The sequence below is a fragment of the Delftia sp. 11MD genome (assembly GCF_050907895.1).
Taxonomy (GTDB): Bacteria; Pseudomonadota; Gammaproteobacteria; order Burkholderiales; family Burkholderiaceae_C; genus Comamonas; species Comamonas tsuruhatensis.
In genome coordinates, this window is sequence record NZ_CP194333.1 from 2,076,442 (window position 1) to 2,102,155 (window position 25,714).

Below are 25,714 nucleotides of genomic sequence, written 5' to 3' on the forward strand. Positions count from 1 at the left end.
CTACTCCCCGAGATAGGCCTGGCGCACCGCATCGTTGCGGCGCATGGCTTCGCTGGGGCCGTGCAGCACGATGCGGCCGGTCTCCAACAGGTAGGCGCTGTGCGCCAGCTCCAGCGCCAGGCGCGCGTTCTGCTCCACCAGCAGGATGGTCGTGCCCTGCTCGGCGTTGATGCGCCGCAGGATGCCGAAGATGTCGCGCACCACCAGCGGCGCCAGCCCGAAGGAGGGCTCGTCCAGCAGCAGCAGGCGCGGGCGGCCCATGAGGGCGCGGGCAATGGCCAGCATCTGCTGCTCGCCGCCCGACAGCGTGCCGGCCTGCTGGGTGCGGCGCTCGCGCAGGCGGGGGAAGTAGCCGAACATGCGCTCCATATCGCCGGCCACGTCGGCACGGGCCGCACGCGTGGGCCGGGCCTGCGCCCCCAGGCGCAGGTTCTCCTCGGCGCTGAGCTGGGCGAAGGTGCCGCGCCCGTCGGGCACATGGCCCACGCCCTGGCGCGCGATGCGCTCGGTGCTGTGCCGGTCTATGCGTTCGCCGGCCAGGCGCACCTCGCCGCGCGTGTCCACGAGGTGGCGGCAGATGGCGCGCAGCGTGGTGGTCTTGCCCGCGCCATTGGCGCCCAGCAGGGCCGTGACGCGGCCTTCGGCCAGGTCCATGTCGATGCCGTCCAGCACGCGCACCGACCCGTAGGCCGCATGCAGTCCGCGGATTTCAAGCAGTGCCGGCATGCGCCACCTCCCTGTCCTGATCCTGCGGCTGCATGTCCGAACCCAGGTAGGCGCGGATGACTTCGGCATGGGCGCGAACCTCGCCCGGCGTGCCTTCGGCGATCTTGCGGCCGAAGTTCAGCGCCACGACCTTGTCGCTCACGCGCATGACCAGGCCCATGTGGTGCTCCACCAGCAGCACGGTCAGCCCCAGCCGGTCGCGCAGCGACAGGATCAGGTCGCCCAGGCCGGCCAGCTCCTCATGGTTGAGGCCGCAGGCCGGCTCGTCCAGCAGCAGCAACTGCGGGCGGCAGGCCAGGGCGCGCGCCAGCTCCACGCGCTTTTGCGTGCCGAAGGGCAGGTCGGCCACGCGGCGCTCTGCCACGCCCGTCAGCTCCAGCAGGGCCATCAGCGATTGCGCCTGGGCGCGGGCTTCTTCCTCGCGCCGTCGCACGCCGGGCAGGCGCAGGGCGTCGCGCACAAAGCCTGCGTGCTGGTGGCTGTGCGTGCCCAGGCGCACGTTGTCGGCCACCGTCATGCTGGAAAACAGGGCCAGGTTCTGGAAGGTGCGGCCCATGCCCAGCGCGGCCATGCGGTGGCGCGCCAGCGTGGCCAGCGGCTGGCCGCGAAAGCGGATGTGGCCGGCCTGCCAGGCATACAGCCGCGACAGGCAGTTGAACAGGCTGCTCTTGCCCGCACCGTTGGGGCCGATGAGGCCGCAGATCTGGCCTGCCGCAACATCGAAACTCACGCCGTCCAGCGCGACGATGCCGCCGAAGCGCAGCGAAACGCCTTCAATGCGCAGCAGGGGCTGCGAGTCCTGGCTCATGGCTTTCCCTCCCCCCTATGGTGGGCGGCCGGCGCGGGCCGCGCCGGTCGCACGGTGGCATGGCGGCGCCTACAGGCGCTCGATGATGGTGACGTTGGCCATGCCGCCGCCCTCGCACATGGTCTGCAGGCCGTAGCGCCCGCCGCGCGCATGCAGGGCGTGGATCAGCGTGGCCATGAGCTTGGTGCCCGAGGCGCCCAGCGGATGGCCCAGCGCAATGGCGCCGCCGTTGACGTTGAGCCGCGCCGGATCGGCGCCCGTGGCCTGCAGCCAGGCCAGGGGCACGGGGGCAAAGGCCTCGTTGACCTCGTACAGGTCGATGTCGGAGATGCGCATGCCGGCCTTCTTCAGCGCGGCCTGGGTGGCGGGGATGGGGGCCTCCAGCATGATCACCGGGTCGTGCCCGAGCAGGCTCATGTGGTGGATGCGCGCCAGCGGCTGCACGCCCAGGGCCTTGAGGCCGCGCTCGCTGACCACCATGACGCCGCTGGCGCCATCGCAGATCTGGCTGGCCGTGGCGGCGGTCACGCAGCCGCCCTCGCGGATGGTCTTGACGCCGGCAATGCCTTCCAGCGTGGCGTTGAAGCGTATGCCTTCGTCCACCGTGTGCGGCTGGCCTTCCCCCTCGGCACCGCCTTCGGCGCTGCGCGCCTGCACGGCCAGGATCTCGCGGTCGAAGCGGCCCTCGCGCGCGGCCTGCACGGCGCGCTCATGGCTTTGCAGCGCATAGGCGTCCAGCTGGTCCTTGGCCAGGCCGTACTTGCCGGCCATCATCTCGGCGCCCATGAACTGGCTGAACTCCACGCCTGGATAGCGCTGCTGCATGGCCGGGCTCATGTACACGCCCAGGCCGGACTTGGCGGGCAGGGCGTTGGGCGTGCCCATGGGCACGCGCGACATGCTCTCCACGCCTGCGGCGATCACCATGTCCATGCTGCCCGACATCACGGCCTGGGCCGCGAAATGCAGGGCCTGCTGGGACGACCCGCACTGCCGGTCCACCGTGGTGCCCGGCACGGACTCGGGCAGGGACGAGGCCAGCACCGCGTTGCGCGCCACGTTCGTCGCCTGCTGGCCGACCTGGCTGACGCAGCCCATGATCACGTCCTCGACCTGGGCCGGGTCGGCCTGGCTGCGGCGCACCAGCTCGTCCAGCACCTGGGCCGCGAGATCGGCCGGATGCCAGCCCGAGAGCTTTCCGCCGCGCTTGCCGCCCGCCGTGCGCGTGGCGGCGACGATGTATGCCTGTGCCATGGATATGTCTCCTGTTCCTGTATTCCTGGGGGGGATGGTGGCCCGGCCGGCGCGGGCCGGGCATCGTCGCAAGCGACGATTCCGGCCAGGGAAAACGCGGGGACGGTGCCTGCCGTGGTGCCTGGGCGGTACGCCTAGCGCGGCGCCATGCGGATGGCGCCGTCCAGGCGCACGCACTCGCCGTTGAAGTAGCCGTTGGTGATCATGGTCTCGGCCAGGTGGGCGTATTCGTCGGGCTGGCCCAGCCGCTTGGGGAAGGGCACGGAGGCGGCCAGCGCCGCCTTCACGTTGTCGGGCGCGCCCTGCAGCAGCGGGGTGTCGAAGATGCCGGGCAGGATGGTGTTCACGCGGATGCCCTCGCCCATGAGGTCGCGCGCAATGGGCAGGGTCATGCCCGTGATGCCGGCCTTGCTGGCCGAGTAGCTGGCCTGGCCCATCTGCCCGTCCTGCGCCGCCACCGAGGCCGTGTTGACGATGGCGCCGCGCTCGCCGTCGGCCAGCGGCTCCAGCGTGAGCATGCCCGCGGCCGACTTGGCGATGCAGCGGAAGGTGCCCACCAGGTTGATCTGGATGATGCGGTCGAAATTGGCCACGGGCAGGTGCCGGATCTCGCCTGTGGCCTTGTCGCGGCTGGCCGTCTTGACGGCATTGCCCGTGCCCGCGCAGTTGATCAGGATGCGCTCCTGCCCGTGGGCCGCGCGGGCCTGGGAAAAGCCCGCGTCCACGCTGGCCTCGTCGGTCACGTCCACGCGGCAGAACAGGCCGCCTGTCTCGCGCGCCAGCGCCTGCCCGGCCGTCTCGTTGAGGTCGAACAGGGCAACGCGCACGCCCCTGGCGGCCAGGCGGCGCGCGGTGGCCGCGCCCAGGCCCGATGCCCCGCCCGTGACGACGGCGCTGATGCTTGCGTCAAGCTTCATGTGTGGGTCTCCTTTGTGAGAGTCTTTGCCGCGCGCTCTGTCGCCTTGGCTCGCGACAGGGCGCGCTGCGCTGCCTATGATCTGCAGGCCAGTCTAGGAATCACCCCGCATTGCCGCCATCGTCGAAACCGACGAAAGTGCCCGCTCCTTCACTCCTGCCATGTGCTCCTCGCCCGCATGCCGTCCCCAGTGCCCATTCCTGCTCCCGGTTCCGGCTATGTGCCCCAGGCCAAGCTGAGCCCGCCGCGCGCGGCCGCAGCCCAGGTGGCGCGCCTGGCGGTGGCCGCGCGCTGGCCCGAGGCGCTGCGCGCCCGCGTGGTGCTGGTGCGTGCGCCTGCCGGCTTCGGCAAGACCACGGCCATGCGCCAGATGCGCGAGCGCCTGCAGGCCGAAGGGCAGGCCACGGCCTGGCTCACGCTGGATGCCGCCGACAACGATGTCTCGCGCTTTCTGCAATGCCTGGGTGCGGCCGTGCGCGGCCTGGGTGGCATGGCCGAGCGCGAGGCGGACGGGCCGGGCGAGCTGTCCCGGGCGCTGCAGTCGCTGGCCGGCGAGGGCCGGTCGTTTGCGTTGTTCATCGACGATTTCGAGGTGCTGCACAACGATGCCGTGCTGGGCCTGGTGCGCCAGCTGATGGAGCAGTTGCCCGTGCACGGCCGGCTGGTCATAGGCTCGCGCGCGCTGCCGGCCCTGGGACTGGGGCGGCTGCGCACCAGCGGCCAGCTGCTGGAGATCGATGCGGCGCTGCTGCGCTTTTCAGCGGCCGAGGCCGAGGAGTTCTTTCGCCTGCGCGGCTGCGCGCTGCCGCGCGAGGCCGTGGCGCGCCTGGTGGACAAGACCGAAGGCTGGATAGGCGCGCTGTGGCTGGCCTCGCTGGCGCTGGAGCGGCATGGGGCGCACAGCGATTTCATCGAGCGCTTCTCGGGCTCGGAGCGTGCCGTGGCCGACTACCTGGCCGAGGACGTGCTGGCACAGCAGGCCGCGCCCGTGCGCGATTTTTTGCTGCGCACCAGCATCCTGCGCACGCTGGATGCCCAGGTCTGCCAGGCCCTGGTGCCGCGCGCCGATGGCGCCGCCATGCTGCAGGCGCTGGAGCAGGCCCATCTGTTCTTGCTGCCGCTGGCCGACGAAGGGCAGGGCAGGCGCAGCTGGCGCTACCACAGCATGTTTGCCGACTTTCTTCGCGCCCAGCTGCAGCGCGAGCGCCCCGGCGACGTGCAGCGCCTGCATCTGGCGGCCAGCGGCTGGTACGAATCCTGCGGCCGGCCCGTGCCAGCCATCGAGCATGCGCTGGAAGGCGGCGACCTGCCGCATGCCCTGTCCCTGCTGGCGCGCCATGCCGAGGCGCTGATGGAGCAGGGCCGCATGCGCCTGCTGTCGCGCTGGTTCACGGCCCTGCCGGCGCCGCTGCTGGCGCGCGAGCCGCTGCTGCAGGCCGTGGCCGCCTATGCCGACTGCTTCACCCGTGGTCCCGTGCAGGCACAGCTGTGGCTGGATGCGCTGGAGCCCGGCATGGCCGCCGACCCTGCGGCGCAGGCCCTGGTCATCGCCCTGCGGCCGCTGCTGCTGGCCATGATGGACCGCGTGGAAGAGGCTGCGCCACTGGGCCGCGAGGCGCTGGCGCGCCTGCCCAGCTGCCGGCCCTTTGCGGACAGCTCGCTGACCAATGCCATGGCCTACGTGGCATCGGTGCTGGGCGATACCGACGAGGCCCGCCGCCTGCTGGATGCGGCACGCAGCACCCAGGCCGGCAGCCTGTTCAGCCGCATGTACACCGAGGCCATGGAAGGCGTGCTGGACCTGTCCGCCGGCCGGCTGCGCCAGGCGGCAGCGCGTTTCAGGGTGGCGCTGGCTGCCACGCCGCGCAGCGCGGCCTACAACCCCACCAACGGCAATGCCTGGGCAGGCGTCCTGTACGCGGGGGTGCTCTACGAGGGCAATGACATCGACGGCGCCGATCACCTGCTGCAGGTCTACCTGCCGCTGGCACGCGATGTGGGCCTGCCCGACCACGTGATCGCCAGCTACCGCATGCGCGCGCGCATCGCCTTCCTGCGCGGCGACGTGGATGCCGCCGTGGGCCTGCTCACCGAACTGGAATACCTGGGGCACGAGCGCCAGCTGCCGCGCGTGACGGCCAGCGCGCGGCTGGAACATGCGCGCATCTTCGTGCTGCAGGGCAACCGGGCGGCCGCGTCCGAGGCGCTGGAGCGTGCCGACGACCCTGGCGTATGGCCGCGCGTGGAACGCCTGCGCCTGCCGCCGCACGAGGTGGAGGACATCGCCATCGCCCGGCTGCGCTGGGGGCTGCACTTTGGCGACTGCCGTGACGTGCGCGATGCCATCGCCCCCTTGCTGGCCGATGCGCAACTGCGCGGGCGCCGCCACCGCAGCCTCAAGCTGCAGGTGCTGTTCGCGCTGGCCGAGGCGGGCTGCGGCGACCTGGACGCCGCAGCCGCCATGCTGTCCCAGCCGCTGCGCCACGGGGCCAGCGAAGGCTTTGTGCGCCTGATGCTCGATGAGGGGCCGCTGCTCGCGCCCGTGCTGCAGCGTGTGCTGTCGCCCTCACTGTCTCTTTCACTGTCACGCCGCGCGGAAGCGGCGGAGCCGGAGGCGGCCGCCCATGCGCAGCGGCTGCTGTCTGCCCTGGGCGAGCCTGCCGAGCCCGCCGATCCCCCCGAGCTGCAGGCAGCGGATGCGCCCCAGGGCCCGGCGCCGGCCACGGCGCTTGCCGAGCCCCTGACCCGCAAGGAGCTGCGCGTGCTGGAGCTGCTGGCCTCGGGCTACTCCAATGCGGCCATGGCCGAGAAACTCTTCGTCTCCGACAGCACGGTGCGCACCCACCTGCGCAGCATCAACCTCAAGCTGGGCGCGCGCAGCCGCACCCAGGCCGTGGCGCTGGCGCGGGAGCTGCGGGTTCTGCGCTAGGCCGCTGGCGGCTCAAGCCTGCAGATGGCGCGCATAGGTCAGGAACACTTCGTCACGCACCCAGCCCAGCGACTCGTACAGCGCCTGGGCGCGCAGGTTGTTGCGTGCCGTGGTCAGGTCCATGCGTGCATGGCCCGTGGCGCGGGCATGGGCTTCGGCCGCCAGCAGCAGGGCGCGGCCCACGCCCAGGCGGCGCGCATCGGGCACCACGAAGAGGTCGTAGAGCACGTAGATGGGCGCGGCCAGCACCGAGCAGAACGAGGGGTAGAGCTGGCAAAAGCCCAGGGCGCTGCCGTCCGGTCGGCGGGCCAGCAGGATCACGGATTCGCCGCGCTCCAGCCGCGCCGTGATGAAGGCCAGCGCCGCGTCGGCATCCGCAGGTTGCTCGTAGAACTGGCGGTAGGCATCGAACAGCGGGGCGATCAGCTCGGCGTCTTCGGGGATGGCGGTGTGTATGGCTGTGGAGTTCATCGGTGGTCCGGGGCTGAGGTTGCCAGCATGGCGCAGGGCAAGGATGCCGTGCTCATATCTTTGCTGAATCTCTCCATTTGGAGATGTGATTTGACCTGGATCATGGACAGGCGGAACACTCCTGGCCCATGTCCGAACAAAAGATCGAGTTCTACAAGGGCGCCGCTGGCGGCTGGGGCGCACTGCGCAGCGTGAGCCAGGCCCTGATGCGCCAGGATATCGCCGTCAAGGGCGCCAAGACGCTGCTGTCGGCCAACCAGCCCGACGGCTTCGACTGCCCGGGCTGCGCCTGGCCCGACCGCAACCACCATTCCACCTTCGAGTTCTGCGAGAACGGCGCCAAGGCCGTGGCGGCCGAGGCCACGGCGCGCCGCGTGACGCCCGAATTCTTTGCCCGGCACACGGTGGCCGAGCTCATGGCGCAAAGCGATTTCTGGCTGGAAGACCAGGGCCGGCTCACCGAGCCCATGGTGTACGACGCGGCCAGCGACCGCTACCGGCCCATCGGCTGGGACGATGCCTTTGCGCTGATTGCCCGCCACCTGAACGCGCTGCCCGACCCGAACCAGGCCATCTTCTACACCTCGGGCCGCGCCAGCAACGAGGCGGCCTTCCTGTACCAGCTGTTCGTGCGCGCCTACGGCACCAACAATTTCCCCGACTGCTCCAACATGTGCCACGAGCCCAGCGGCAGCGGCATGAAGCCGCAGATCGGCGTGGGCAAGGGCACGGTGCAGCTGGCCGATTTCGAGCAGGCCGATGCCATCTTCATCTTCGGCCAGAACCCCGGCACCAACCACCCGCGCATGCTGGGCGAACTGCGCGCAGCCCACAAGCGCGGCGCGCGCATCCTGAGCTTCAACCCGCTGCGCGAGCGCGGGCTGGAGCGCTTCCAGGATCCGCAAAGCAAGCTGGAGATGGCCACCCTGGGCGCCACGCCCATCAGCACGCACTACTTCCAGCTGCGCGTGGGCGGCGACATCGCGGCCGTCAAGGGCATCATGAAGCATGTGATCGCGCAGGACGATGCACTGGGGCACGGGTGCGGCGGCGTGCTGGACCATGCCTTCATCGCCGAACACACGACCGGCTTCGAGGCCCTGGCCGAGGACCTGCGTGCCGAGGACTGGGGCCTGCTGGAGGCCGAGTCCGGCCTGAGCCGCGCGCAGATGCAGACGGCGGCCGAGGTCTACATCGCCGCCCGCAGCACCATCGTCTGCTGGGGCATGGGCATCACGCAGCACATGCATTCGGTGGCCGCCGTGCAGATGCTGGTCAACCTGCTGCTGCTGCGCGGCAACATCGGCCGCCCCGGCGCAGGCGCCTGCCCGGTGCGCGGCCACAGCAATGTGCAGGGCGACCGCAGCATGGGCATCTGGGAAAAGCCGCCGGCCGCGCTGCTGGACCGGCTGCAGCAGGTCTTCGGCTTCGAGCCGCCGCGTGCCCACGGCGTGGACGTGGTCGAGTCCATCCGCCTCATGCTCGAGGGCAGGGGCAAGGTCTTCTTCGCGCTGGGCGGCAACTTCGCGGCGGCCACGCCCGACACGCATGCCACCTGGCAGGCGCTGCGCCGCTGCGACCTGACCGTGCATGTGACCACCAAGCTCAATCGCAGCCACCTGGTGCACGGCCGCGAGGCGCTGATCCTGCCCTGCCTGGGCCGCACCGAGATCGACATGCAGGCCGGCGGCCCGCAGGGCGTGACGGTGGAGGACTCCATGGGCATGGTCCATATCTCCAGCGGCATCAACCCGCCTGCGTCGGAGCACCTGCTCAGCGAGATCGCCATCGTCGCGCGCCTGGCGGCCGCCACGCTGGGCGCGCAGCGGCCCGTGCCCTGGCTGGAGCTGGCCGGCGACTATGCACGCATACGCGAGCTGATCGAGCAGGTCTTCGACGACTTCCACGACTTCAACGCGCGCGTGGCCGTGCCGGGCGGCTTCAAGCTGCGCAATGCGGCAAGCGAGCGCATCTGGGAGACGCCCCGGGGCAAGGCCGGCTTCTTCGTGCACGCCGTGCCGCGCGACACGCCCGTGCACCGCGCACGCGCCGCGCGCAGCCCCGGCGCATCGCCGGTGTTCACGCTGTTCACCACGCGCTCGCACGACCAGTACAACACCACCATCTACGGCATGGACGACCGCTACCGCGGCGTCTTCGGACAGCGCCGCGTGGTCTTCATCCATGCCGAGGACATCCGCGCCCTGGGCATGAAGGATGGCGACTGGGTGGACCTGCAGACGGTGTGGGATGACGGCCAGCAGCGCAGCGCCGAGCGCTTCAGGCTCGTGGCCTACGACATTCCGCGCGGCTGCATCGCTGCCTACTATCCCGAGACCAATCCGCTGGTGCCGCTGTCGGCCACGGCCATCGTGGCCGGCACGCCCAGCTCCAAGTCCATTCCCGTGCAGCTGGTGGCGCACAGGCTGCCTGCCGTGCCGTCTCTTGCGCTGGAAGAAATGGCGGCCTGAAGTGCAAGGCATGGAAGAACTGGCCGCCGCCATCCTGCGCGAATTGGCCACCGAGCCCGCACCCATGTCCCTGCCCAGGCTGGGCAAGCGACTGGGGCAGGGCGCCAGCGTGCTCATGCGCTGCCTGGCGCTGATGGGCGATGCACCCATTGCCGGCACACCGGGGCCGGGCTGGGTCAGGCTGGAGCAGGAAGAGGGGCGGTGGCTGGCGGCCCTGACGGAGCGCGGGCGCTTGTGGGTGGAGGCCGAGGCCTGTCAGGCGCTGGCCGAGGGCACGGGCCGCGTGCGGTAGAACTGCATCGGAAACTCCTGCATTTCCTTGGCGTGCTGGTTGATCACCGCGCGCTTCATCTTGCCCACCACGTGCATCTCGCAGGGCTTGCAGTCGAAGCGCAGCGTGAGTTTTTCCTTGCCGTTGATCAGCTGCAGCGGCTCGGCCTTGATCGTGCCCTTGACGCCGATGACGCCCTTGGCCTGCTTGGGGCACAGGCTCATGGAAAAGCGCACGCAATGCTTGGTGATCATCAGGCTGACTTCGCCTTCTTCTTCCTTGCTCTCGTAGGCCGCGTCGATGACCTTGACGCCGTGCTTGATGTAGAAGTCGTGCGCCTTCTGGTTGTAGACGTTGGCCAGGTAGGTCAGCGTGTCCTCGGGGAAGGGCACGGGCGGCTCCACGGGCAGGGCGCGCGGCAGGCGCACGAAGCCGGCCTGGCGCGCGGCCTCCAGCGCGGCGACGGCGTCGCGGCGCAGCTGGTTCAGGGCCGAGGCCGGCACGAACCAGGGCTGGCTCAGCTGCAGGCCGATGTCATGCACGGAGAAGATGGTGGCACCGAAGCGGCCCAGCTGCTCGCGCAGCGTGGCCTCGGCACGGGCTGCGTCGGTGGCGGCCTGGTGTTCCTGCACGATGGCGGCGGTGGCGGTGAAGCCGTCCTCGTCGGTCAGCGTGAGCGCAAAGCCGTCGGGCGTTTCCTTGAGTTCGGCCCACAGGCCGATGCGGCGGTCGCTGGACTTCTTGTCCAGCGTGCGCACCCAGGCCATGTCGCGGTTGCGGTTGACTTCCAGGCCCTTGCGCAGATCCTTGAAGCCGGCGATGGGGTCCTTGGGGAACAGGCGCCACAGCGACTTCTTCGCATCCACCGACTCGGCGCGGTTGATCTGCAGGCCCACCAGTTCCTTTTGCAGGTCGTAGTAGCACAGGCCGTCGCCGTTGTGCAGTTCGGTGTCGCGGCTCGAGGTCTCGATCTCCACGAAGTTCTCGCCCACCTTGGTGACCCAGCCGATGGCGCGGCCCGGTGTCTTGGGCGTGTCGAAGGCGCCGATGTCGTCCTTGCGGCCGTTGACGAAGTAGTCGGTGAACTCGCGGTTGAAGTTCTGGTCGGGGTCGGGCGTGAAGCTGAACGTGGTGCTGCCCGAAGACGAGCGCGCCAGCGGCGTGTCGGAGAATTCGCGCTCCTCGATGATTTCGTCCAGCAGCTTGCGGTAGTGGGCCGTGATGTTCTTCACATAGCCCATGTCCTTGTAGCGGCCCTCGATCTTGAAGCTGCGCACGCCGGCGTCGATCAGTGCGCGCAGGTTGTCGCTCTGGTTGTTGTCCTTCATGGACAGCACGTGCTTTTCGTGGGCAATGATGCGGCCGCTGGCGTCCAGCACCTCGTAGGGCAGGCGGCAGGCCTGGTTGCAGTCGCCGCGGTTGGCGCTGCGGCCCGTGTGGGCGTGGGTGATGTAGCACTGGCCCGAGTAGGCCACGCACAGCGCGCCGTGCACGAAGAATTCGATGGTGGTGCGCGCCGGGTCGGTGGCCGCACGCACGGCGGCGATCTGCTGCAGGTCCAGCTCGCGCGCAACGACGATCTGCGACAGGCCGGCGTCCTGCAGGAAGCGGGCCTTCTCGGGGGTGCGGATGTCGGTCTGGGTGCTGGCGTGCAGCTGGATGGGCGGCAGGTCCAGCTCCAGCAGGCCCATGTCCTGGATGATCAGCGCGTCGGCACCGGCCTCGTAGATCTGCCAGGCCATCTTGCGCGCGGCCTCCAGTTCATCGTCGCGCAGGATGGTGTTGAGCGTGATGAAGATGCGGCTGCCGAAGCGGTGCGCGTGGTTGATCAGGCGCTGCAGGTCGCGGATGTCGTTGCCCGCCGTGGCGCGCGCGCCGAAGGCCGGGCCGCCGATGTAGACGGCGTCGGCGCCATGGTTCACGGCCTCGATGCCGATGTCGGCATCGCGCGCGGGAGACAGGAGTTCGAGCTGGTGGGGCAGGAGGGACATGGGGCTTTGTGGTGTTCTGTGTTCGTACCCGCACCGGCGTGGGGGGCCGGGCGTCGGGCGCAATGCGGGGGAAACTGGCCCCCACGCTACCCTTGCTGCGCAAGGTCCGCTGCCCCCCAAGGGGGCCGCTTTTTGTCTTGGGGCGGTCCGGCGACGAAAACCTCGCAGCCCGTTTGCGGTGAGGCGCAGCATTATCGCCGCAGCCCCGAAAAAACGTGCGCCAGGGGGTATGCGCCCGATGCCCGGACGCGCAGCGCCGGTTTTTGCCTATCCTTTAGGATGCGCACTGCACGGGCCGGGCCGCCATGCCGGACACCCTGGCCCGTGCCTGCTCCGCCCTCTGCCTGGTGCGCTTTCGCTGCGCCAGTCCTTGACCGGCCGGGCAGCGCCAGACTGGCCACGCCGCAGCGGATTTCGCTGGCCAAGGCGCCGTTTCACTGATTGACCGTTTTTTCCAGGAGTTGCCATGCACGCCTCGATTCGCCATTTCCCGTGGGCCGGCCCGGCCCTGCTGTGCGCCATGCTGGGCAGCGGTGGCCTGGCCTGGGCGCTGCCGGGAAGCGGCCCGGCCAACGGGCAGGCGGCAGGGGCTTCCGCTGCGGCGGCTGCACCCGGTACGGCCGCTGCACCGGGTGCAGCCGATGCGCCCCTGGTGGTGCGCATTGCCCATGCCGGGCCGGTGTCCGGCCCCATTGCCAGCCTGGGCAAGGATGAGGAAAACGGCGTGCGCATGGCCCTGGACGATCTCAATGCCAAGGGCCTGGAGATCGGCGGGCGCAAGCTGCACTGGAAGCTGGAGGCCGGCGACGACGGCGGCGACCCCGGCCAGGCCGTGGCCCTGGCCCGGCGCCTGTGCGACAAGAAGGTGGCGGCCGTGGTCGGCCACCTGCAGTCGGGCACCACGCTGCCGGCCACGTCCATCTATCAGGACTGCGGCATCGTCATGGTCACGCCGGCGGCCAGCAACCCGGCCATCACCCAGTCGGGCTATGACACCACGTACCGCGTGATCGCCGACGACCGCGCCATGGTCGATGCGCTGGTGTCCCACGCCGTGGGCAAGCTGGGCGTCAAGCGCGTGGCCATCATCGATGACCGCTCGGCCTACGGCCAGGGCATCGTGGCGCTGTTCGAGGCCCAGGCGCGCGAGCAGGGCATCGAGATCGTGGACAAGCAGTACACCGGCGACAAGTCCACGGACTTCGTCCCCATCCTCACGGCCATCAAGGGCAAGAAGCCCGACGCCATCTTCTTCGGCGGCCTGGATGCCCAGGCCGGCCCCATGCTCAGGCAGATGGCCCAGCTGGCCATGGACAAGGTGCGCTTTCTGGGCGGCGACGGCCAGTGCACGCTGCGCCTGCCCGAGCTGGCCGGCAACGCGGCGCCGCTGCGCAACGTAACCTGCGCCGTCGGCGGCAGCCCGCTGGAGCGCATGCCGGGCGGCGCTGCCTGGAAGCAGCGCTATGACCAGCGCTTTGCCGACCAGTACCAGGTCTTCAGCCCCTACGCCTACGATGCCACCATGGTGCTGGCCCAGGCCATGGTGCGGGCCGACTCCATCCGGCCCGATGCCTATATCCCCTATCTGCGCCAGACCCGGTATGAGGGCGTGACGGCGCCGATTGCCTTCACGCCCCAGGGCGAGCTGCAGGCGCCGGTGGTCACGCTGTACCACTACGCGCAGGGCGTGCGCAAGGCGCTGCCCTGACGCGCTGACAACGTGGCTGCCGAACACCCTTTCTTGCCGCAGGCCGACGACGAGGCCTGGATGCGCGCCGCCCTGGAGCTGGCACGCGCCGCTGCCGGGGCGGGCGAGGTGCCCGTGGGCGCCGTCATCGTCAAGGACGGCGCCATCATCGGCCGGGGCCGCAACGCGCCCGTGGCCCACGGCGATCCCACGGCCCATGCCGAGGTGCTGGCGCTGCGCGATGCGGCCGCGCACCTGGGCAACTACCGGCTGGACGATTGCACGCTCTACGTGACCCTGGAGCCGTGCACCATGTGCAGCGGCGCCATGCTGCATGCGCGCCTGGGCCGCGTGGTCTATGGCGCGGCCGAGCCGCGCACGGGCGCGGCCGGATCGGTGCTGGACGTGTTTGCGCTGCCGCAGATCAACCACCACACGCAGGTGACGCGCGGCGTGCTGGCCGGCGAATGCGCGGCCCTGATGTCGGACTTCTTTCGCATGCGCCGCGCCGAGCAGCGCGCGGCCCAGCCGCATCCGCTCAAGGACACGGCGCTGCGCCATGCGGATTCCACCTTTGGCGGCTTTGCCCAGCCGCAGTGGCGCAGCGACCTGCCGGCGCTGGCAGGCCTGCGCCTGGCCGTGGTCGATGAAGGACCGCATGATGCACCGCTGACCTGGCTGTGCCTGCACGGCAGCCCGGCATGGGGCCAGCTGTTCCAGCCCATGCTGCCCGGGTGGCTCCAGGCCGGCCATCGCGTGGTCGTTCCCGACCTGCCGGGCTTTGGCCGCAGCGACCAGCCCAAGAAGGAGAAGGCGCACAGCGCGGCCTGGCATGTGCAAGTGCTGCGCGAGCTGGTGCTGGCGCTGGACCTGCGGAACATCGTGCTGGTCGGCCATGACGATGGCGTGCACCTGGGCCTGGCCGTGGCGCAGGCCGAGCCCGCACGTTTTTGCGGCGCCTGGCTCATGAATGCCTGGCCCGCAGGCCCGGCGCCCCATGCCTGCATGCAATGGTTTGCGCAGGCGGCGCGCAAGCCGTCATGGCCCGTGGGCCGCGCCATGCGCGAGGTGGGCGAGGAGGCCGGCGCACAGCCGCAGGCCTGGAACCTGCCGTTTTCCCAACCCGGCCACCGCGCCGCGCTGCAGGCCTGGCCCCGCGTGCGGGCCGAAATGCCTGCGCTGCCGATGGTGTTGCTGGCGCAGTGGAGCCAGCAGCAGCGCCTGTGGGTGCAAGGCGGCGAGCACGATGTGCTGCTGCCCGCGCCCGCATGGCGACAGGCCTGGCTGCAGGCGCTGCCACAGCTGCCGCCGGCGCAGCTGCGCCTATCCCCGTGCGGCCATTGGGTTCCCCTGTGCGCAGCCGGCATGGTGGCCGACGCTGTGGAATACTTCCGCCCATAGGCCAGCGCCGCCGGCCCCTTGCCGGGGCTGCGCGGCGCAAGGTCCCCGTCTTCACTCCCCTTGCAATATGGAGCATGCCGGCCAGGGCCGGCATGGAACCACCTTGGCCACTTCGCGCAGTTCCCGCACCCCCCGCAAAACGGCAGCCGCTACCGCTACCGTTTCAGCCCCCGTTTCTGCTCCCGCAGATCACTCGCACGAGCATGTGCATTCAGCCGACGGCCAGTGCTGCGCGCATGGCCACGGGCGTGTCGATGACCATGGGGATGCCCACGACCACGAGCATGTGCACGCCGCCGACGGCAGCTGCTGCGGCCACGCGCATGACCAGGGTCCGCGCCACATCTATATCTACTCGCCCGCCGGCGCCGTGCGCGACAAGGCCGGTTTCAAGCGGGCCGTGCGCCGCCTGGAGGCCATGGGCCACCAGGTGGAGATCGATGCCGATGCGCTGAGCAGCCACCAGCGCTTTGCCGGCGACGACGCCACGCGCCTGGCGGCCATCGACCGTGCGGCGGCCAGCGGTGCCGACCTGGCGCTGCCCACGCGCGGCGGCTACGGCCTCACGCGCATCCTGCCGGGCATCAAGTACAAGGCCGTGGCCAAGGCCATCGCAGGCGGCACGCGTTTCGTGGGCCTGAGCGACTTCACGGCGCTGTCGCTGGCCCTGCTGGCCAAGACCGGCGCCACCACCTGGGCCGGCCCGCTGCTGGTGCACGACTTCGGCCGCCCCGACGACGAGGGCGGCGTGGACGACATCATGCTGGACTGCTTCAACGACCTGCTCAGCGGCCAGGGCGAGGGCGCAGGCTGGCAGATGCCGAAGATCGGCCTGCGCGAAGACGGCAAGCCTGCCGTCAAGGACTTCTACATCAGCGGCGGCGCCACGCTGTGGGGCGGCAACCTGGCCGTGCTGGTGTCCCTGCTGGGCACGCCGTACTTCCCGCAGATCAAGGGCGGCATCCTGTTCCTGGAAGACGTGGGCGAGCATCCCTACCGCGTGGAGCGCATGCTGACCCAGCTGCTGCATGCGGGCGTGCTGGCCCAGCAAAAGGCCATCGTGTTCGGCCAGTTCAGCGAGTTCAAGCTCAGCTCGCATGACAAGGGCTTCAAGCTGCAGACCGTGATCGACTGGCTGCGCAGCCAGGTCAAGTGCCCCGTGCTGCAGGGCCTGCCCTACGGCCATGTGCCGACCAAGGTGATGCTGCCCGTGGGCGCGCCCGTGTCGCTGTCGGTCGAAGGGCGCGATGCGCTGATCTACTGGGGCCACGTGCACTGAGCGGCAAGGAGCAGACGGCATGCTGCAGATGTGGGAGTTCGCGGCCTACCCGCTGCTGGCGCTGATGTTCGTCGGCATCTTCACGCGCGAGGTGATCGCGCCGGCCTCGCGCAACCATTGCGACCGGCGCTGGCTGATCCTGTCCACGCTGCTGGGCCTGGGCACGCTGGCCACCACCTTGGCGGTAGGCCATCTGTTCTCGGACGGCATCCGCCGCCATGCGCTGCTGGACGTGGGCCGGCAATGGCCGGCCTGGGCCGTGGGCGCACTGAGCTTTGTGCTCACCAGCTTTGTCTTTTACTGGTGGCACCGCGCCACGCACCGGTCGGACACGCTGTGGCGCCTGTTCCACCAGCTTCACCACAGCGCGCCGCGCGTGGAGGCGCTCACGGCGTTTTTCGCCCATCCCATGGACACGGCCGCCGCCGTGCTGCTGAGCGCGCTGTCCAGCTACTGGGTGCTGGGGGCCAGCCCGCTGGCTGCCGCCTTTGCCATCGGCCTCACGGGGGCGTTCGACCTGTTCCTGCATGCCGACATCCGCACGCCGCGCTGGCTGGGATACATCGTGCAGCGGCCCGAGATGCACACCGTGCACCACCAGTACGGCCACCATGCGCAGAACTACGGCCTGCCCGTCTGGGATCTGCTGTTCGGCACCTGGGCCAATCCGGCCGAGCGGGTGGAGCGCCTGGGCTTTGATGCCGACAAGGCCGAGCGCGTGACCGACATGCTGCGCTGGCAAGACGTGCACAAGCAGAACTCCCCCTGAGGCGCTGCGCGCCTTCCCCCTCTCGCTTCGCGGGGGGGACTACAGCCTCGCTGCGGGGCGGCGCGGCCGGCGTAGGCCCTTGCTCGCTGTCCCTTGTTCTTGGCCGCGCCAGTTTTTGATGCTCTGTCCGGTGGCGGGGGGCTGACTGCTATTCGAGGTAGCGGCCGTTTTCCTTGCGGCGGGCGCGCATGCCGGTGCGCAGGAAGAGCACGGTGCCGCCTTGCTCGGCCAGCGGCGCGCGCGTGTCGCCGGACAGGTGGGCGTCCAGGCGCTGGGGCAGGTTCTCCAGCAGGGAGCGGATGGCGGACAGGTCGGTGTCGGCCGCTTCGGGGTGGTCGCGCACGAAGCCTTCAAGGTAGGCGCGGGCATCGGCCTGCAGCTGCTCGCGCGTGGTGGCCAGCGAGACGTAGCTGACACCGGCCTGGCCCGGCGCCTCGGTTCCCAGCAGGTAGCAGCCTATGTAGTCACCACGGGGCTGGCCCACGGGCGGGTCCTGGCTGAGCTTCTTCAAGAGGCTGAAAGGCCACATTCCTGGTACTTCCTGTTTCTGTCTGGCGCCCTGCATCCATTTGCGCAGGGCGGGCGCTGATTGTCGCCTGAAGGCGGGGCCAGACTTGCTGACGATTCGTCGTGAGCAATGTGAGCAATGGACCAGTTCATATGCTACAAACTGCAACACTACGATATGAAAAAAAGCAGGGGGAAGGGAGAAGAATGGGAATCATGCGAATCCTGAACTCGCGATGGTGGAGCGTGGGCGCCGTGGCGTTGGTCGGCTCGGCCCTGCTGGCCGGCAGCGCGGTGGCCATCTATGCCGTGCGCGTGCAGCCGGTGCTCGACGGACAGCTCACGCTGGCCGGCCTGGAGCAGCCCGTGCGTGTGCGGCGCGACGAGGCCGACATCACCCACATCAGCGCCTTCACGCCGCAGGACCTGTGGCGCGCGCTGGGCCATGTGCATGCGCAGGAGCGCGGCTGGCAGCTGGAGTTCAACCGCCGCCTGATGCACGGCACGCTGTCGGAGATCCTCGGGCCGGCCACGCTGGACACCGACAAGCTCATGCGTGCGCTGGACATACGCGGCGCGGCGCGGCGCCAGTACGCATCCCTGCCCGCCAACGCGCGGGAGGCGCTGCAGGCCTACAGCGAGGGCATCGCGGCCTTCTATGCGGCCCTGCCCATGCGCCAGCATCCGCAGGTGCCCGAATTCATGCTGCTGGGCACCACGCCGGGCGGAGGCGACAGCTCGGCCTGGGCGCCCGAGGACAGCGTGGGCTGGGCGCTGATGATGGCGCTGGACCTGGGCGGCAACTGGGGCAACGAGTTCGCGCGGCTGGCCGCGCTCTCGCAACTGGACACACAGCAGCTGTGGCAGCTGATGCCGCCCTATCCGGGCGAGGCGCCGGCCACCGCCACCGATCTGGCCGCGCTTTACCGAGGGCTGGGCGTGTACCGCCAGGAGGCACAGGCGGCGTCTGCGCCCAAGGTGGCTGCTGCCGGCGAGGCGAGCGATGCCTGGGCCCGCTGGTCCCGCGACATGGTGCGCGATGCGGGCACCAACGACGGCAAGGGCAGCAACAACTGGGTGCTGTCGGGTAGCCGCACGGTCAGCGGCAAGCCCCTGTTGGCCAACGATCCCCATCTGGGCCTGAGCGCGCCCGCCATCTGGTACTACGCGCGCCTGCAGTCGCCCGCCGGCCATGCGCAGGACGGCACGCCGCTGGCGCCCATCGATGTGGTGGGGGCCACCCTGCCGGGCCTGCCCTTCGTGGTGCTGGGGCGCACGCGCGAGGTGGCCTGGGGCTTTACCAACACCAATCCCGATGTGCAGGATCTGTACCTGGAGCAGATCGATCCAGGCAACCCGGGCCGCTACCGCACGCCGGACGGCTGGGCGCCTTTCACCGAGCGCAGCGAGCGCATCAGGGTCAAGGGCCGGGCCGATGTGCAGCTCACGCTGCGCAGCACGCGCCACGGTCCCGTGATCAGCGATGTGCAGCCCCAGTACGAGGCCGTGCTCGACAAGCGCCGCTACGCCGTGGCCCTGCGCTGGGCGGCGCTGGACACCGACAACCTCACCGTGCAGGCCGGCCTGCGCGCCAACGAGGCGCGCAGCGTGGCCCAGCTGTTCGAGGCCTTTGCCGACTACCACTCGCCCATGCAGAGCATCGTCGCGGCCGATGTCCATGGCGACATCGGCTTCAAGGCCGCAGGCCGGGTGCCGCTGCGCGCGGCCGACAACGACCTGCGCGGCGTGGCGCCCGCGCCGGGCTGGGAGGCACGCTACGACTGGCAGGGCTGGCTGCCCTACGACCAGGCCCCGCAGGACGATGGAACGGCGCAGGGCTATCTGGCCACCGCCAACCAGCGCATCACGCGCGAGGGCTATGCCCACTTCCTCACCCAGGACTGGAGCCTGCCGTACCGGCACCAGCGCATCACCGAACTCATCGATGCGAAGGACAGGCACGACGTGGTCAGCATGGCCTCCATCCAGAACGACCAGACCTCGCTGGCCGCCCGCGCCCTGCTGCCGCAAATGCTCAAGGCCCTGGACGAAGCGCCGGCCACACATCCGCTGGCCGGGCAGGCGCGCCGGGTGATGGCGCAGTTCGACGGCCGCATGGATGCCGCGCAGGCCGCGCCCCTGATCTTTGCCGCCTGGGTGGACGAACTCACGCGCGGCCTGGTGATCCCGCGCATTGGCGCCCAGACCTTTGCGGCCACCTATGGCAAGCGCGATTACCGCGCGGGCATCGAAGGCATGCTGGAGCGCCGCGATGGCTGGTGGTGCGCAGCGGCGGGCTGCAGCGCCCAGGTCAGCCAGGCGCTGGACCGGGCGCTGGCGCGCCTGCAGGCCACGCAGGGCAGCGACCTGGGCCGCTGGCGCTGGGGCGCGGTGCATGCGGCCCTGAGCAGCCACCGGCCGCTGGGCAGCGTGGGGCTGCTGGCGGGCATCTTCAATGTCAGCGTGCCTTCGGGCGGCGACAGCTACACCGTCAACGTGGGCCAGTACCTGCCCGGCGATGCCAGGGCGCCGTTCGCCAACCGCCATGCGGCATCGCTGCGCGCCATCTACGACCTGGCCGAGCCCGAGCGCTCGCTGTTCATCTACCAGACCGGCCAAAGCGGCGTGGCCCTGTCCAGCCGCTATGCGGACATGTCTGCCGAATGGGCCGACGGCCGCTACCGGCCGCTGCAGATGGCGCCCGCGCGCTGGCGCCATTCCATGATGCTGCGGCCCCAGTAGGTTGCAGCAGGCTGCAGCAGCGGCGCGCGCAGGCCTCAGGTGCCGAGGAATTGCTCGATCAGCCCGGCCACGGCCGCCGGCTGGTCGTGGTGCAGCATGTGGCCGGCGTCCCGGACCACGGCCGTGCGGCAGTCGGCAATCTGCCCGATGCGCTCGTGGTACTCGGCCAGCGTGTAGCGGTCCTTCCACCACATGCCCAGGCTGTCGTCGCTGGCCTCGACGGCCAGTACCGGCGCCGTGATCGCCCGGTACAGGGCCAGGATTTCTTCCACGCGGAACAGCTGGGCGCTGATGAGCTTGTGCGCCGTGTCGCCCAGGATTTCCCAGCGGCCCTGCGCATTGGGCGCCGCCCAGTGGTGGGCCAGCCACAGCGCCTTGTCCTCGGGCAGGCGGCGGTTGGTCTTCATCAGCCGGCGCGCCACGTCCTGCACGCTGTCATAGCTCTTGAGTTCCATGCCGCCGCTGCGCAGCTGGCGCAGCTCGTCCATCCACTGCGCATAGCGCGCAGGCGCCTGGTCTGGCCGGGTGGCCGGCATGCCGAAGCCTTCGAGGTTGACCAGCCGGCGTATGCGCGCAGGCCGCGCGCCCGCATACATCATGGACACGTTGCCGCCCATGCTGTGGCCCACCAGGTCCACGGGCGTATCGCCCGCCAGGGTGTCCAGCAGATGGTCCAGGTCGCCCAGGTAGTCGGCAAAGTCATGCCGGTCGGCAGGCCAGGCCGGCCGGCTCAGGCCGAAGCCGCGCCAGTCCGGCGCAATGATGCGGCGCCCCGCCATGAAGGCCTCGCCAAAGGCATCGACCACGAACTGGTAGGAGGCCGCCACATCCATCCAGCCGTGCACCAGCACCAGCGGCGCCAGCGCGGGATCGCCATCTACGGGTCCCCACTCGCGCACGTGGTACTCCATGGTGCGCACCGGCACCATGCGCGAGCGCCAGGGGCGTGTGGGAGCGTAGATGGGCGCTTCTTCAGCGGCCGTGGCGGGGAGGGAAGAGGGGGCTTGCAGCATCCCGCCGATTATTCCGGTTTGCTGCTGTGCAGCAGTCAGGGGCGGGACAGCGGTGGCGCGGGATTTCCCTGTGGCGGCAGACCCGCAGGTAGTAACCCGAGCGCCGCCGCCGCTGATGCACGGCATCAGAAACAATGATTGGCCGGCCGGGCCGGCGCTGCCTACAGTGGGTTGCAGATTGACCGCACAACAACCCTAAGGAGACAGCAATGCAGCAACGCAGATGGCTGACGGCCGCCATGGCCGCAGGATTGTGGGGCGCCGCCATGGCGGCGCAGGCCGGCACGGTGACGGTGCTGACCTCGTTTCCCAAGGAGCTGACCACGGCCTACCAGAAGGCCTTCGAGGCGGCCAATCCGGGGATCAAGATCGAGATCCTGAACAAGAACACCACGGCCGCCGTGGCCTATGTGCGCGAGCTGCCCGAGGGCCAGCGGCCCGACATCATGTGGGCCAGCGCCCCTGATGCCTTCGAGGTGCTGGCGCGCAACAAGCTGCTGACCGCCGCGCCCGAGACGCGCAATCCGGCCGCGCCCGCCAAGATCGGCAACTACCCGCTCAACGACCCGCAGGGCCTGTACTACGGCCAGGCGCTGGCAGGCTACGGAATCATGTGGAACACGCGCTACCTGAAGGCGCACAAGCTGGCGGCGCCCAAGGAGTGGAGCGACCTGACGCGGCCCGAGTACTTCGGCCACATCGCCATCTCCTCGCCCTCGCGCTCGGGCACCACGCAGCTGACGGTGGAGACCATCCTGCAGGGCGAGGGCTGGGACAAGGGCTGGCGCCAGCTGCTGTCCATGATGGGCAACGCCGCCGCCGTGACCGACCGCAGCTTTGCCGTGCCCGATGGCGTGAACAACGGCCAGTACGGCATAGGCATCGTGATCGATTTCTTCGGGCTGGCGGGCAAGTACTCGGGCTTCCCGGTGGACTTCGCCTATCCGGCGATGACGGCCGTGGTGCCGGCCAACATCGCGCTGATCGCGGGCGCCAAGAATGCCGACGAGGCGCGCAAGTTCATGGCCTTCACCATGTCGGTGCCCGGCCAGCAGCTGCTGTTCGACCCCAAGATCAGCCGCCTGCCCATCCTGCCCTACAACCAGCTGAAGGCGCCGGCCGGCTACCCCGTGCCGCAGGAGGTGGCGCAGCGCGCCAAGGTGCAGTTCGATGCCAATCTGTCCGAGTCGCGCTATGCCGTGGTGATCAGCCTGTTCGACCAGATGGTGACCTTCCGCCTCAAGGAGCTGCAGGCGGCCACGCGCGCCATCCAGGAGGCGCACAAGGCCCTGCAGGCCAAGCCCAATGCCAAGGGGCAGGAGCTGCTGGCGCAGGCGCGCGACATCGCCTACTCGCCGCTGGTGGGCGAAGCCAATGTGAAGGACGAGCAGTTCCTGGAGCTGTTCCGCAAGAGCCGGCGCGATGTGGCCGTGTCCAAGGAGCTGACGGGCCTGGAGCAGATGTGGGCCGACAAGGCGCGTGCCAACTACGAGCGCGCGGCCAAGCTGGCGGCCGAGGCGCGCGGCCTGGCCCGGTAGGTGGCGCAGTAGGTGGCGTGGTAGGTGGCGCAGGGGCCCGGCACCGGGCGCCTGCATGCACTCCCCTTGACAGTCTCTTTCGCTGCGGAGCATTCGCATGAGCATCGATTCCATGGCGGCGCCCGGCGCCGCCCCCCTTGCTGCGCGCGCACGGCGCATTCCGTCGGGCTGGGGGCCGTGGCTGGCCTTCGCGCTGATCCTGGCCTTTTTGCTGGCCTTTCTCATCGTGCCCGTGGGCATGGTGGTCTACACGGCCTTCGTCAATGAGGGCGGCGGGCTCACGCTGGGGCACTTCGGCAATTTCTTCGGCCAGACCGTCTTCCGCGAGTCGTTCTTCAACAGCCTGGGCGTGTCCCTGGCCAGCGTGTTCTTCGCCAGCCTGATCGCCGTGCCGCTGGCCTACCTGACGGTGCGCTTCGAGTTCCGGGGCGCGCTGCTGATACAGACGCTGGGCGTGCTGCCGCTGATCATGCCGCCCTTCGTGGGGGCGGTGGCGCTGCAGCTGATCTTCGGGCGCAGCGGCTCGGTCAACCTGCTGCTGGACGACTGGTTCGGCTTCACCGTGCCCATCATGGAGGGGCTGACGGGCGTGATCTTCGTGGAGAGCATCCACTACTTCCCGTTCATCTTGCTCAACCTCGTGGCGGCCATGCGCAATATCGACGGGGCCATGGAGGAGTCGGCGCTGAACCTGGGCTCGCGTGGATTCCGGCTGTTCCGGCGCGTGATCTTTCCGCTGGCCATGCCCGGCTACCTGGCGGGCGCGGCCCTGGTGTTCGTGAAAGTGTTCGACGACCTGGGCACGCCGCTGGTGATGGGCGTGACCAATATGCTGGCGCCCCAGGCCTATCTGCGCATCACCTCGGTGGGGCTCGATGATCCGCTGGGCTATGTGATCAGCGTGATCATGATCGCGTTCTCCATCGTCGCCCTGTGGCTGGCTGCGCGGGTGATGAAGGGCAAGGACTACGCCACGCTGCAAAAGGGCGGAAGCGCGCTGCAAAAGCGCCGGCTGTCGGCCTGGGAGGCGCTGCTGGCCTATGGCTGGATCGCCCTGGTGCTGCTGGTGGTGCTGGCGCCGCACATCGGCATCTTGCTGATGTCGTTCTCCAAGGTCTGGAGCTTCTCGGTGCTGCCCGACAGCTATACGCTGGAGCACTACGCCACGGTGTTCACCGACTCGGGCTACATGATCGGCAACACGCTGCTGTACTGCCTGATGGCGGCGGGCATCGACGTGGTGATCGGCACCGCCATCGCCTACCTGATCCTGCGCACCCGGCTGCCTGCCCGGCAGTGGCTGGACTACCTGGCCTCGGTGGCGCTGGCGATTCCGGGGCTGGTGCTGGCCATCGGCTACCTGCGGCTGTTCAAGGGCGTGAACCTGCCCTTCACCGATACGCCCATCGTCACCACCTGGGTGCTGATCATGCTGGCCTATGCGGTGCGGCGGCTGCCGTATGCGCTGCGCTCGTGCATGGCGGCGCTGCAGCAGGTGCACATCTCGCTGGAGGAGGCCGCGCAAAGCCTGGGCGCGGGCCGCACCAGCGTGATACGGCGCGTGATGGTGCCGCTGATGGCCGGCGGCATCCTGGCCGGCTTCGTCACCAGCTTCATCACGGCGGCGGTGGAGCTGTCGGCCACCATCATGCTGGCCTCGGCCCAGAGCCAGGCGCCCATGAGCTACGGCATCTACCTGTACATGCAAAGCATCTCGGGGCGCGGGCCCGGTGCGGCATTGGGCGTGCTGGCCGTGGTCGTGGTCGGCCTGGGCACGTATTTCTCGCACCGCTTCGTGGAGCGCTCGCGCGCCACCGTGCAATCGACTTCGGAGTGAAACGCCATGCACCTGGACCCTGTCTCCCTCGAATGCAGGCACATCAGCCTGAGCTACGGCAGCAACGAAGTGCTGCGCGACGTCAACCTCAAGATCGAGCCCGGCGAGTTCTTCGCGCTGCTGGGGCCTTCGGGCTCGGGCAAGTCCACGCTGCTGCGGCTGATCGCGGGCTTCAACCGGCACCAGCGCGGCGAGCTGCTGGTGGGCGGGCAGGACATCACGGGCGTGCCGCCGCATGCGCGCAACATCGGCATGGTGTTCCAGAACTACGCGCTGTGGCCGCACATGACGGTGTACGACAACGTGGCCTTCGGCCTGGTCGAGCGCCGCGAAAGCCGCGACACCATCCGCCGCAAGGTGGGCGAGGTGCTGGAGCTGGTGGGCCTGTCGCAGTACGCGCAGCGCCGCCCGGGCCAGCTGTCGGGCGGGCAGCAGCAGCGCGTGGCGCTGGCGCGCACCGTGGTGATCGCGCCCAAGCTGCTGCTGCTGGACGAGCCGCTGTCCAACCTCGACAAGCAGCTGCGCGTGCAGATGCGCGAGGAACTGCGCAGCCTGCAGCGCAAGCTGGGCCTGACCACCATCTTCGTCACCCACGACCAGGAAGAGGCCATGACCACGGCCGACCGCATGGCCGTGCTCGACAAGGGCGTGCTGCAGCAGGTGGGCTCGGCGGCCGGGCTGTACGACTATCCGGCCAACCGCTTCGTGGCGGGCTTTGTCGGCACGGCCAATGTGCTGGAGGGCGAGGTGCTGCCGACGACAGGCGAGTCGCTGGTCTTCAAGGTGCCGGGCCTGGGCACGCTGACCCTGCCGCGCCCGGCCCAGCCGCCCGTGCCGGGGCGCGCAGCGCTGGCCTTCCGGCCGCACCAGGTGCAGATTGCGGTGCGCGACGATGCGGGCGATGCCTCGCGCGTGTGGGTGGAAGGGCAGATCGAGAGCGCCGAATTCCTGGGCGAGTTCTCGCGCTACCGCGTGCGCGTGGGCGAGGTGGCGGTGGTCGCCGACCAGGCGCACTACGCGGGCATTACCATGTTCCCCATGGGCATGCCGGTGCGCCTGGGCATCGAGCCCACGCAGCTGCGCTACCTCGATGAGTGAACGATG

The 25,714-nt window shown here is 69.8% G+C and carries 19 protein-coding genes; 11 read left to right on the forward strand and 8 right to left on the reverse strand.

All coding sequences use genetic code 11. From position 1 onward, the window contains the following. The 4 genes from ACRSCF_RS09300 to ACRSCF_RS09315 all read right to left on the reverse strand — a co-directional run bounded on the left by ACRSCF_RS09300 (window position 1) and on the right by ACRSCF_RS09315 (window position 3,705). The gene (locus ACRSCF_RS09300) at window positions 1-726 is read right to left on the reverse strand and encodes an ABC transporter ATP-binding protein (protein ID WP_034363622.1); all 726 of its coding nucleotides are present in this window, start codon (window positions 724-726) and stop codon (window positions 1-3) included. Then, on the reverse strand, window positions 710-1,534 hold the full coding sequence (locus ACRSCF_RS09305) for an ABC transporter ATP-binding protein (protein WP_046985185.1): 825 nt from the start codon (window positions 1,532-1,534) through the stop codon (window positions 710-712). The genes ACRSCF_RS09300 and ACRSCF_RS09305 overlap by 17 nt, the downstream gene beginning before the upstream one ends. Before the next feature lie 69 nt (window positions 1,535-1,603). Then, window positions 1,604-2,788 carry an acetyl-CoA C-acetyltransferase gene (locus ACRSCF_RS09310; protein ID WP_016451397.1) on the reverse strand — a complete coding sequence of 395 codons (1,185 nt, stop codon included), beginning with the start codon at window positions 2,786-2,788 and terminating at the stop codon, window positions 1,604-1,606. 134 nt (window positions 2,789-2,922) lie between these two features. Continuing rightward, window positions 2,923-3,705 (reverse strand): SDR family NAD(P)-dependent oxidoreductase, encoded by a 783-nt coding sequence (locus tag ACRSCF_RS09315; RefSeq protein ID WP_016449219.1) that lies wholly within the window; start codon window positions 3,703-3,705, stop codon window positions 2,923-2,925. Window positions 3,706-3,882: 177 nt separating this feature from the next. Here ACRSCF_RS09315 and ACRSCF_RS09320 point away from each other — a divergent pair, with 177 nt between their 5' ends. After that, window positions 3,883-6,633 carry a LuxR C-terminal-related transcriptional regulator gene (locus ACRSCF_RS09320; protein ID WP_432675601.1) on the forward strand — a complete coding sequence of 917 codons (2,751 nt, stop codon included), beginning with the start codon at window positions 3,883-3,885 and terminating at the stop codon, window positions 6,631-6,633. A 12-nt stretch (window positions 6,634-6,645) separates the two neighbouring features. Here ACRSCF_RS09320 and ACRSCF_RS09325 read toward each other — a convergent pair whose 3' ends face one another. Next, window positions 6,646-7,104 (reverse strand): GNAT family N-acetyltransferase, encoded by a 459-nt coding sequence (locus tag ACRSCF_RS09325; RefSeq protein WP_034363624.1) that lies wholly within the window; start codon window positions 7,102-7,104, stop codon window positions 6,646-6,648. Between the two features lie 128 nt (window positions 7,105-7,232). Between ACRSCF_RS09325 and ACRSCF_RS09330 the strand changes: the two genes are divergently transcribed. Both ACRSCF_RS09330 and ACRSCF_RS09335 read left to right on the forward strand, forming a co-directional pair. Continuing rightward, window positions 7,233-9,575, forward strand: a complete 2,343-nt coding sequence (locus ACRSCF_RS09330) for an FdhF/YdeP family oxidoreductase (RefSeq protein WP_244387943.1) — start codon at window positions 7,233-7,235, stop codon at window positions 9,573-9,575. A gap of 10 nt (window positions 9,576-9,585) precedes the next feature. Beyond that, a complete protein-coding gene (locus ACRSCF_RS09335; RefSeq protein WP_012206611.1) occupies window positions 9,586-9,867 on the forward strand; it encodes a hypothetical protein in 282 nt (93 codons plus the stop codon). On the opposite strand, the gene ACRSCF_RS09340 is transcribed toward ACRSCF_RS09335, so the two are convergent. Then, complete coding sequence (locus ACRSCF_RS09340) at window positions 9,831-11,837, reverse strand: peptidase U32 family protein (protein WP_016451402.1); 2,007 nt, start codon at window positions 11,835-11,837, stop codon at window positions 9,831-9,833. The genes ACRSCF_RS09335 and ACRSCF_RS09340 overlap by 37 nt on opposite strands. Window positions 11,838-12,303: 466 nt before the next feature. Here ACRSCF_RS09340 and ACRSCF_RS09345 point away from each other — a divergent pair, with 466 nt between their 5' ends. From ACRSCF_RS09345 to ACRSCF_RS09360, 4 genes are all read left to right on the forward strand, one after another. After that, entirely contained in the window at window positions 12,304-13,545 is a 1,242-nt protein-coding gene (locus ACRSCF_RS09345; protein WP_034363626.1) for a branched-chain amino acid ABC transporter substrate-binding protein, read from the forward strand. A gap of 60 nt (window positions 13,546-13,605) precedes the next feature. Beyond that, on the forward strand, window positions 13,606-14,925 hold the full coding sequence (gene tadA / locus ACRSCF_RS09350; protein ID WP_432676086.1) for a tRNA adenosine(34) deaminase TadA: 1,320 nt from the start codon (window positions 13,606-13,608) through the stop codon (window positions 14,923-14,925). 286 nt (window positions 14,926-15,211) lie between these two features. Continuing rightward, window positions 15,212-16,204 (forward strand): LD-carboxypeptidase, encoded by a 993-nt coding sequence (locus ACRSCF_RS09355; RefSeq protein ID WP_034363628.1) that lies wholly within the window; start codon window positions 15,212-15,214, stop codon window positions 16,202-16,204. Window positions 16,205-16,223: 19 nt separating this feature from the next. After that, the gene (locus ACRSCF_RS09360) at window positions 16,224-16,973 is read left to right on the forward strand and encodes a sterol desaturase family protein (RefSeq protein WP_016449226.1); all 750 of its coding nucleotides are present in this window, start codon (window positions 16,224-16,226) and stop codon (window positions 16,971-16,973) included. A 148-nt stretch (window positions 16,974-17,121) separates the two neighbouring features. Here ACRSCF_RS09360 and ACRSCF_RS09365 read toward each other — a convergent pair whose 3' ends face one another. Next, window positions 17,122-17,502, reverse strand: coding sequence for a hypothetical protein (locus ACRSCF_RS09365; RefSeq protein ID WP_034363630.1), 381 nt, complete (start codon window positions 17,500-17,502; stop codon window positions 17,122-17,124). A 185-nt stretch (window positions 17,503-17,687) separates the two neighbouring features. Between ACRSCF_RS09365 and ACRSCF_RS09370 the strand changes: the two genes are divergently transcribed. Then, window positions 17,688-20,222 carry a penicillin acylase family protein gene (locus ACRSCF_RS09370; protein ID WP_244387945.1) on the forward strand — a complete coding sequence of 845 codons (2,535 nt, stop codon included), beginning with the start codon at window positions 17,688-17,690 and terminating at the stop codon, window positions 20,220-20,222. A gap of 35 nt (window positions 20,223-20,257) precedes the next feature. On the opposite strand, the gene ACRSCF_RS09375 is transcribed toward ACRSCF_RS09370, so the two are convergent. Then, window positions 20,258-21,235, reverse strand: coding sequence for an alpha/beta fold hydrolase (locus tag ACRSCF_RS09375; protein WP_034363632.1), 978 nt, complete (start codon window positions 21,233-21,235; stop codon window positions 20,258-20,260). A 209-nt stretch (window positions 21,236-21,444) separates the two neighbouring features. Between ACRSCF_RS09375 and ACRSCF_RS09380 the strand changes: the two genes are divergently transcribed. The 3 genes from ACRSCF_RS09380 (at window position 21,445) to ACRSCF_RS09390 (ending at window position 25,708) form a co-directional block, all read left to right on the forward strand. After that, window positions 21,445-22,773, forward strand: coding sequence for an ABC transporter substrate-binding protein (locus ACRSCF_RS09380; RefSeq protein ID WP_160852185.1), 1,329 nt, complete (start codon window positions 21,445-21,447; stop codon window positions 22,771-22,773). A gap of 97 nt (window positions 22,774-22,870) precedes the next feature. Next, window positions 22,871-24,610, forward strand: a complete 1,740-nt coding sequence (locus tag ACRSCF_RS09385; RefSeq protein WP_012206599.1) for an ABC transporter permease — start codon at window positions 22,871-22,873, stop codon at window positions 24,608-24,610. Between the two features lie 6 nt (window positions 24,611-24,616). Next, the gene (locus ACRSCF_RS09390; protein WP_034363633.1) at window positions 24,617-25,708 is read left to right on the forward strand and encodes an ABC transporter ATP-binding protein; all 1,092 of its coding nucleotides are present in this window, start codon (window positions 24,617-24,619) and stop codon (window positions 25,706-25,708) included. Window positions 25,709-25,714 lie beyond the last annotated feature (6 nt).

What these genes read in the sequence shown, in the direction of transcription:
- ACRSCF_RS09335 (WP_012206611.1), top strand. Translation starts at nt 9,586, where the DNA reads ATGGAAGAACTGGCCGCCGCCATCCTGCGCGAATTGGCCACCGAGCCC.
- ACRSCF_RS09310 (WP_016451397.1), bottom strand. Translation starts at nt 2,788, where the DNA reads ATGGCACAGGCATACATCGTCGCCGCCACGCGCACGGCGGGCGGCAAG.
- ACRSCF_RS09390 (WP_034363633.1), top strand. Translation starts at nt 24,617, where the DNA reads ATGCACCTGGACCCTGTCTCCCTCGAATGCAGGCACATCAGCCTGAGC.
- ACRSCF_RS09375 (WP_034363632.1), bottom strand. Translation starts at nt 21,235, where the DNA reads ATGCTGCAAGCCCCCTCTTCCCTCCCCGCCACGGCCGCTGAAGAAGCG.
- ACRSCF_RS09365 (WP_034363630.1), bottom strand. Translation starts at nt 17,502, where the DNA reads ATGTGGCCTTTCAGCCTCTTGAAGAAGCTCAGCCAGGACCCGCCCGTG.
- ACRSCF_RS09300 (WP_034363622.1), bottom strand. Translation starts at nt 726, where the DNA reads ATGCCGGCACTGCTTGAAATCCGCGGACTGCATGCGGCCTACGGGTCG.
- ACRSCF_RS09385 (WP_012206599.1), top strand. Translation starts at nt 22,871, where the DNA reads ATGAGCATCGATTCCATGGCGGCGCCCGGCGCCGCCCCCCTTGCTGCG.
- ACRSCF_RS09320 (WP_432675601.1), top strand. Translation starts at nt 3,883, where the DNA reads ATGCCGTCCCCAGTGCCCATTCCTGCTCCCGGTTCCGGCTATGTGCCC.
- ACRSCF_RS09345 (WP_034363626.1), top strand. Translation starts at nt 12,304, where the DNA reads ATGCACGCCTCGATTCGCCATTTCCCGTGGGCCGGCCCGGCCCTGCTG.
- ACRSCF_RS09305 (WP_046985185.1), bottom strand. Translation starts at nt 1,534, where the DNA reads ATGAGCCAGGACTCGCAGCCCCTGCTGCGCATTGAAGGCGTTTCGCTG.
- ACRSCF_RS09315 (WP_016449219.1), bottom strand. Translation starts at nt 3,705, where the DNA reads ATGAAGCTTGACGCAAGCATCAGCGCCGTCGTCACGGGCGGGGCATCG.
- ACRSCF_RS09360 (WP_016449226.1), top strand. Translation starts at nt 16,224, where the DNA reads ATGCTGCAGATGTGGGAGTTCGCGGCCTACCCGCTGCTGGCGCTGATG.
- tadA (WP_432676086.1), top strand. Translation starts at nt 13,606, where the DNA reads ATGCGCGCCGCCCTGGAGCTGGCACGCGCCGCTGCCGGGGCGGGCGAG.
- ACRSCF_RS09370 (WP_244387945.1), top strand. Translation starts at nt 17,688, where the DNA reads ATGGGAATCATGCGAATCCTGAACTCGCGATGGTGGAGCGTGGGCGCC.
- ACRSCF_RS09330 (WP_244387943.1), top strand. Translation starts at nt 7,233, where the DNA reads ATGTCCGAACAAAAGATCGAGTTCTACAAGGGCGCCGCTGGCGGCTGG.
- ACRSCF_RS09325 (WP_034363624.1), bottom strand. Translation starts at nt 7,104, where the DNA reads ATGAACTCCACAGCCATACACACCGCCATCCCCGAAGACGCCGAGCTG.
- ACRSCF_RS09340 (WP_016451402.1), bottom strand. Translation starts at nt 11,837, where the DNA reads ATGTCCCTCCTGCCCCACCAGCTCGAACTCCTGTCTCCCGCGCGCGAT.
- ACRSCF_RS09380 (WP_160852185.1), top strand. Translation starts at nt 21,445, where the DNA reads ATGCAGCAACGCAGATGGCTGACGGCCGCCATGGCCGCAGGATTGTGG.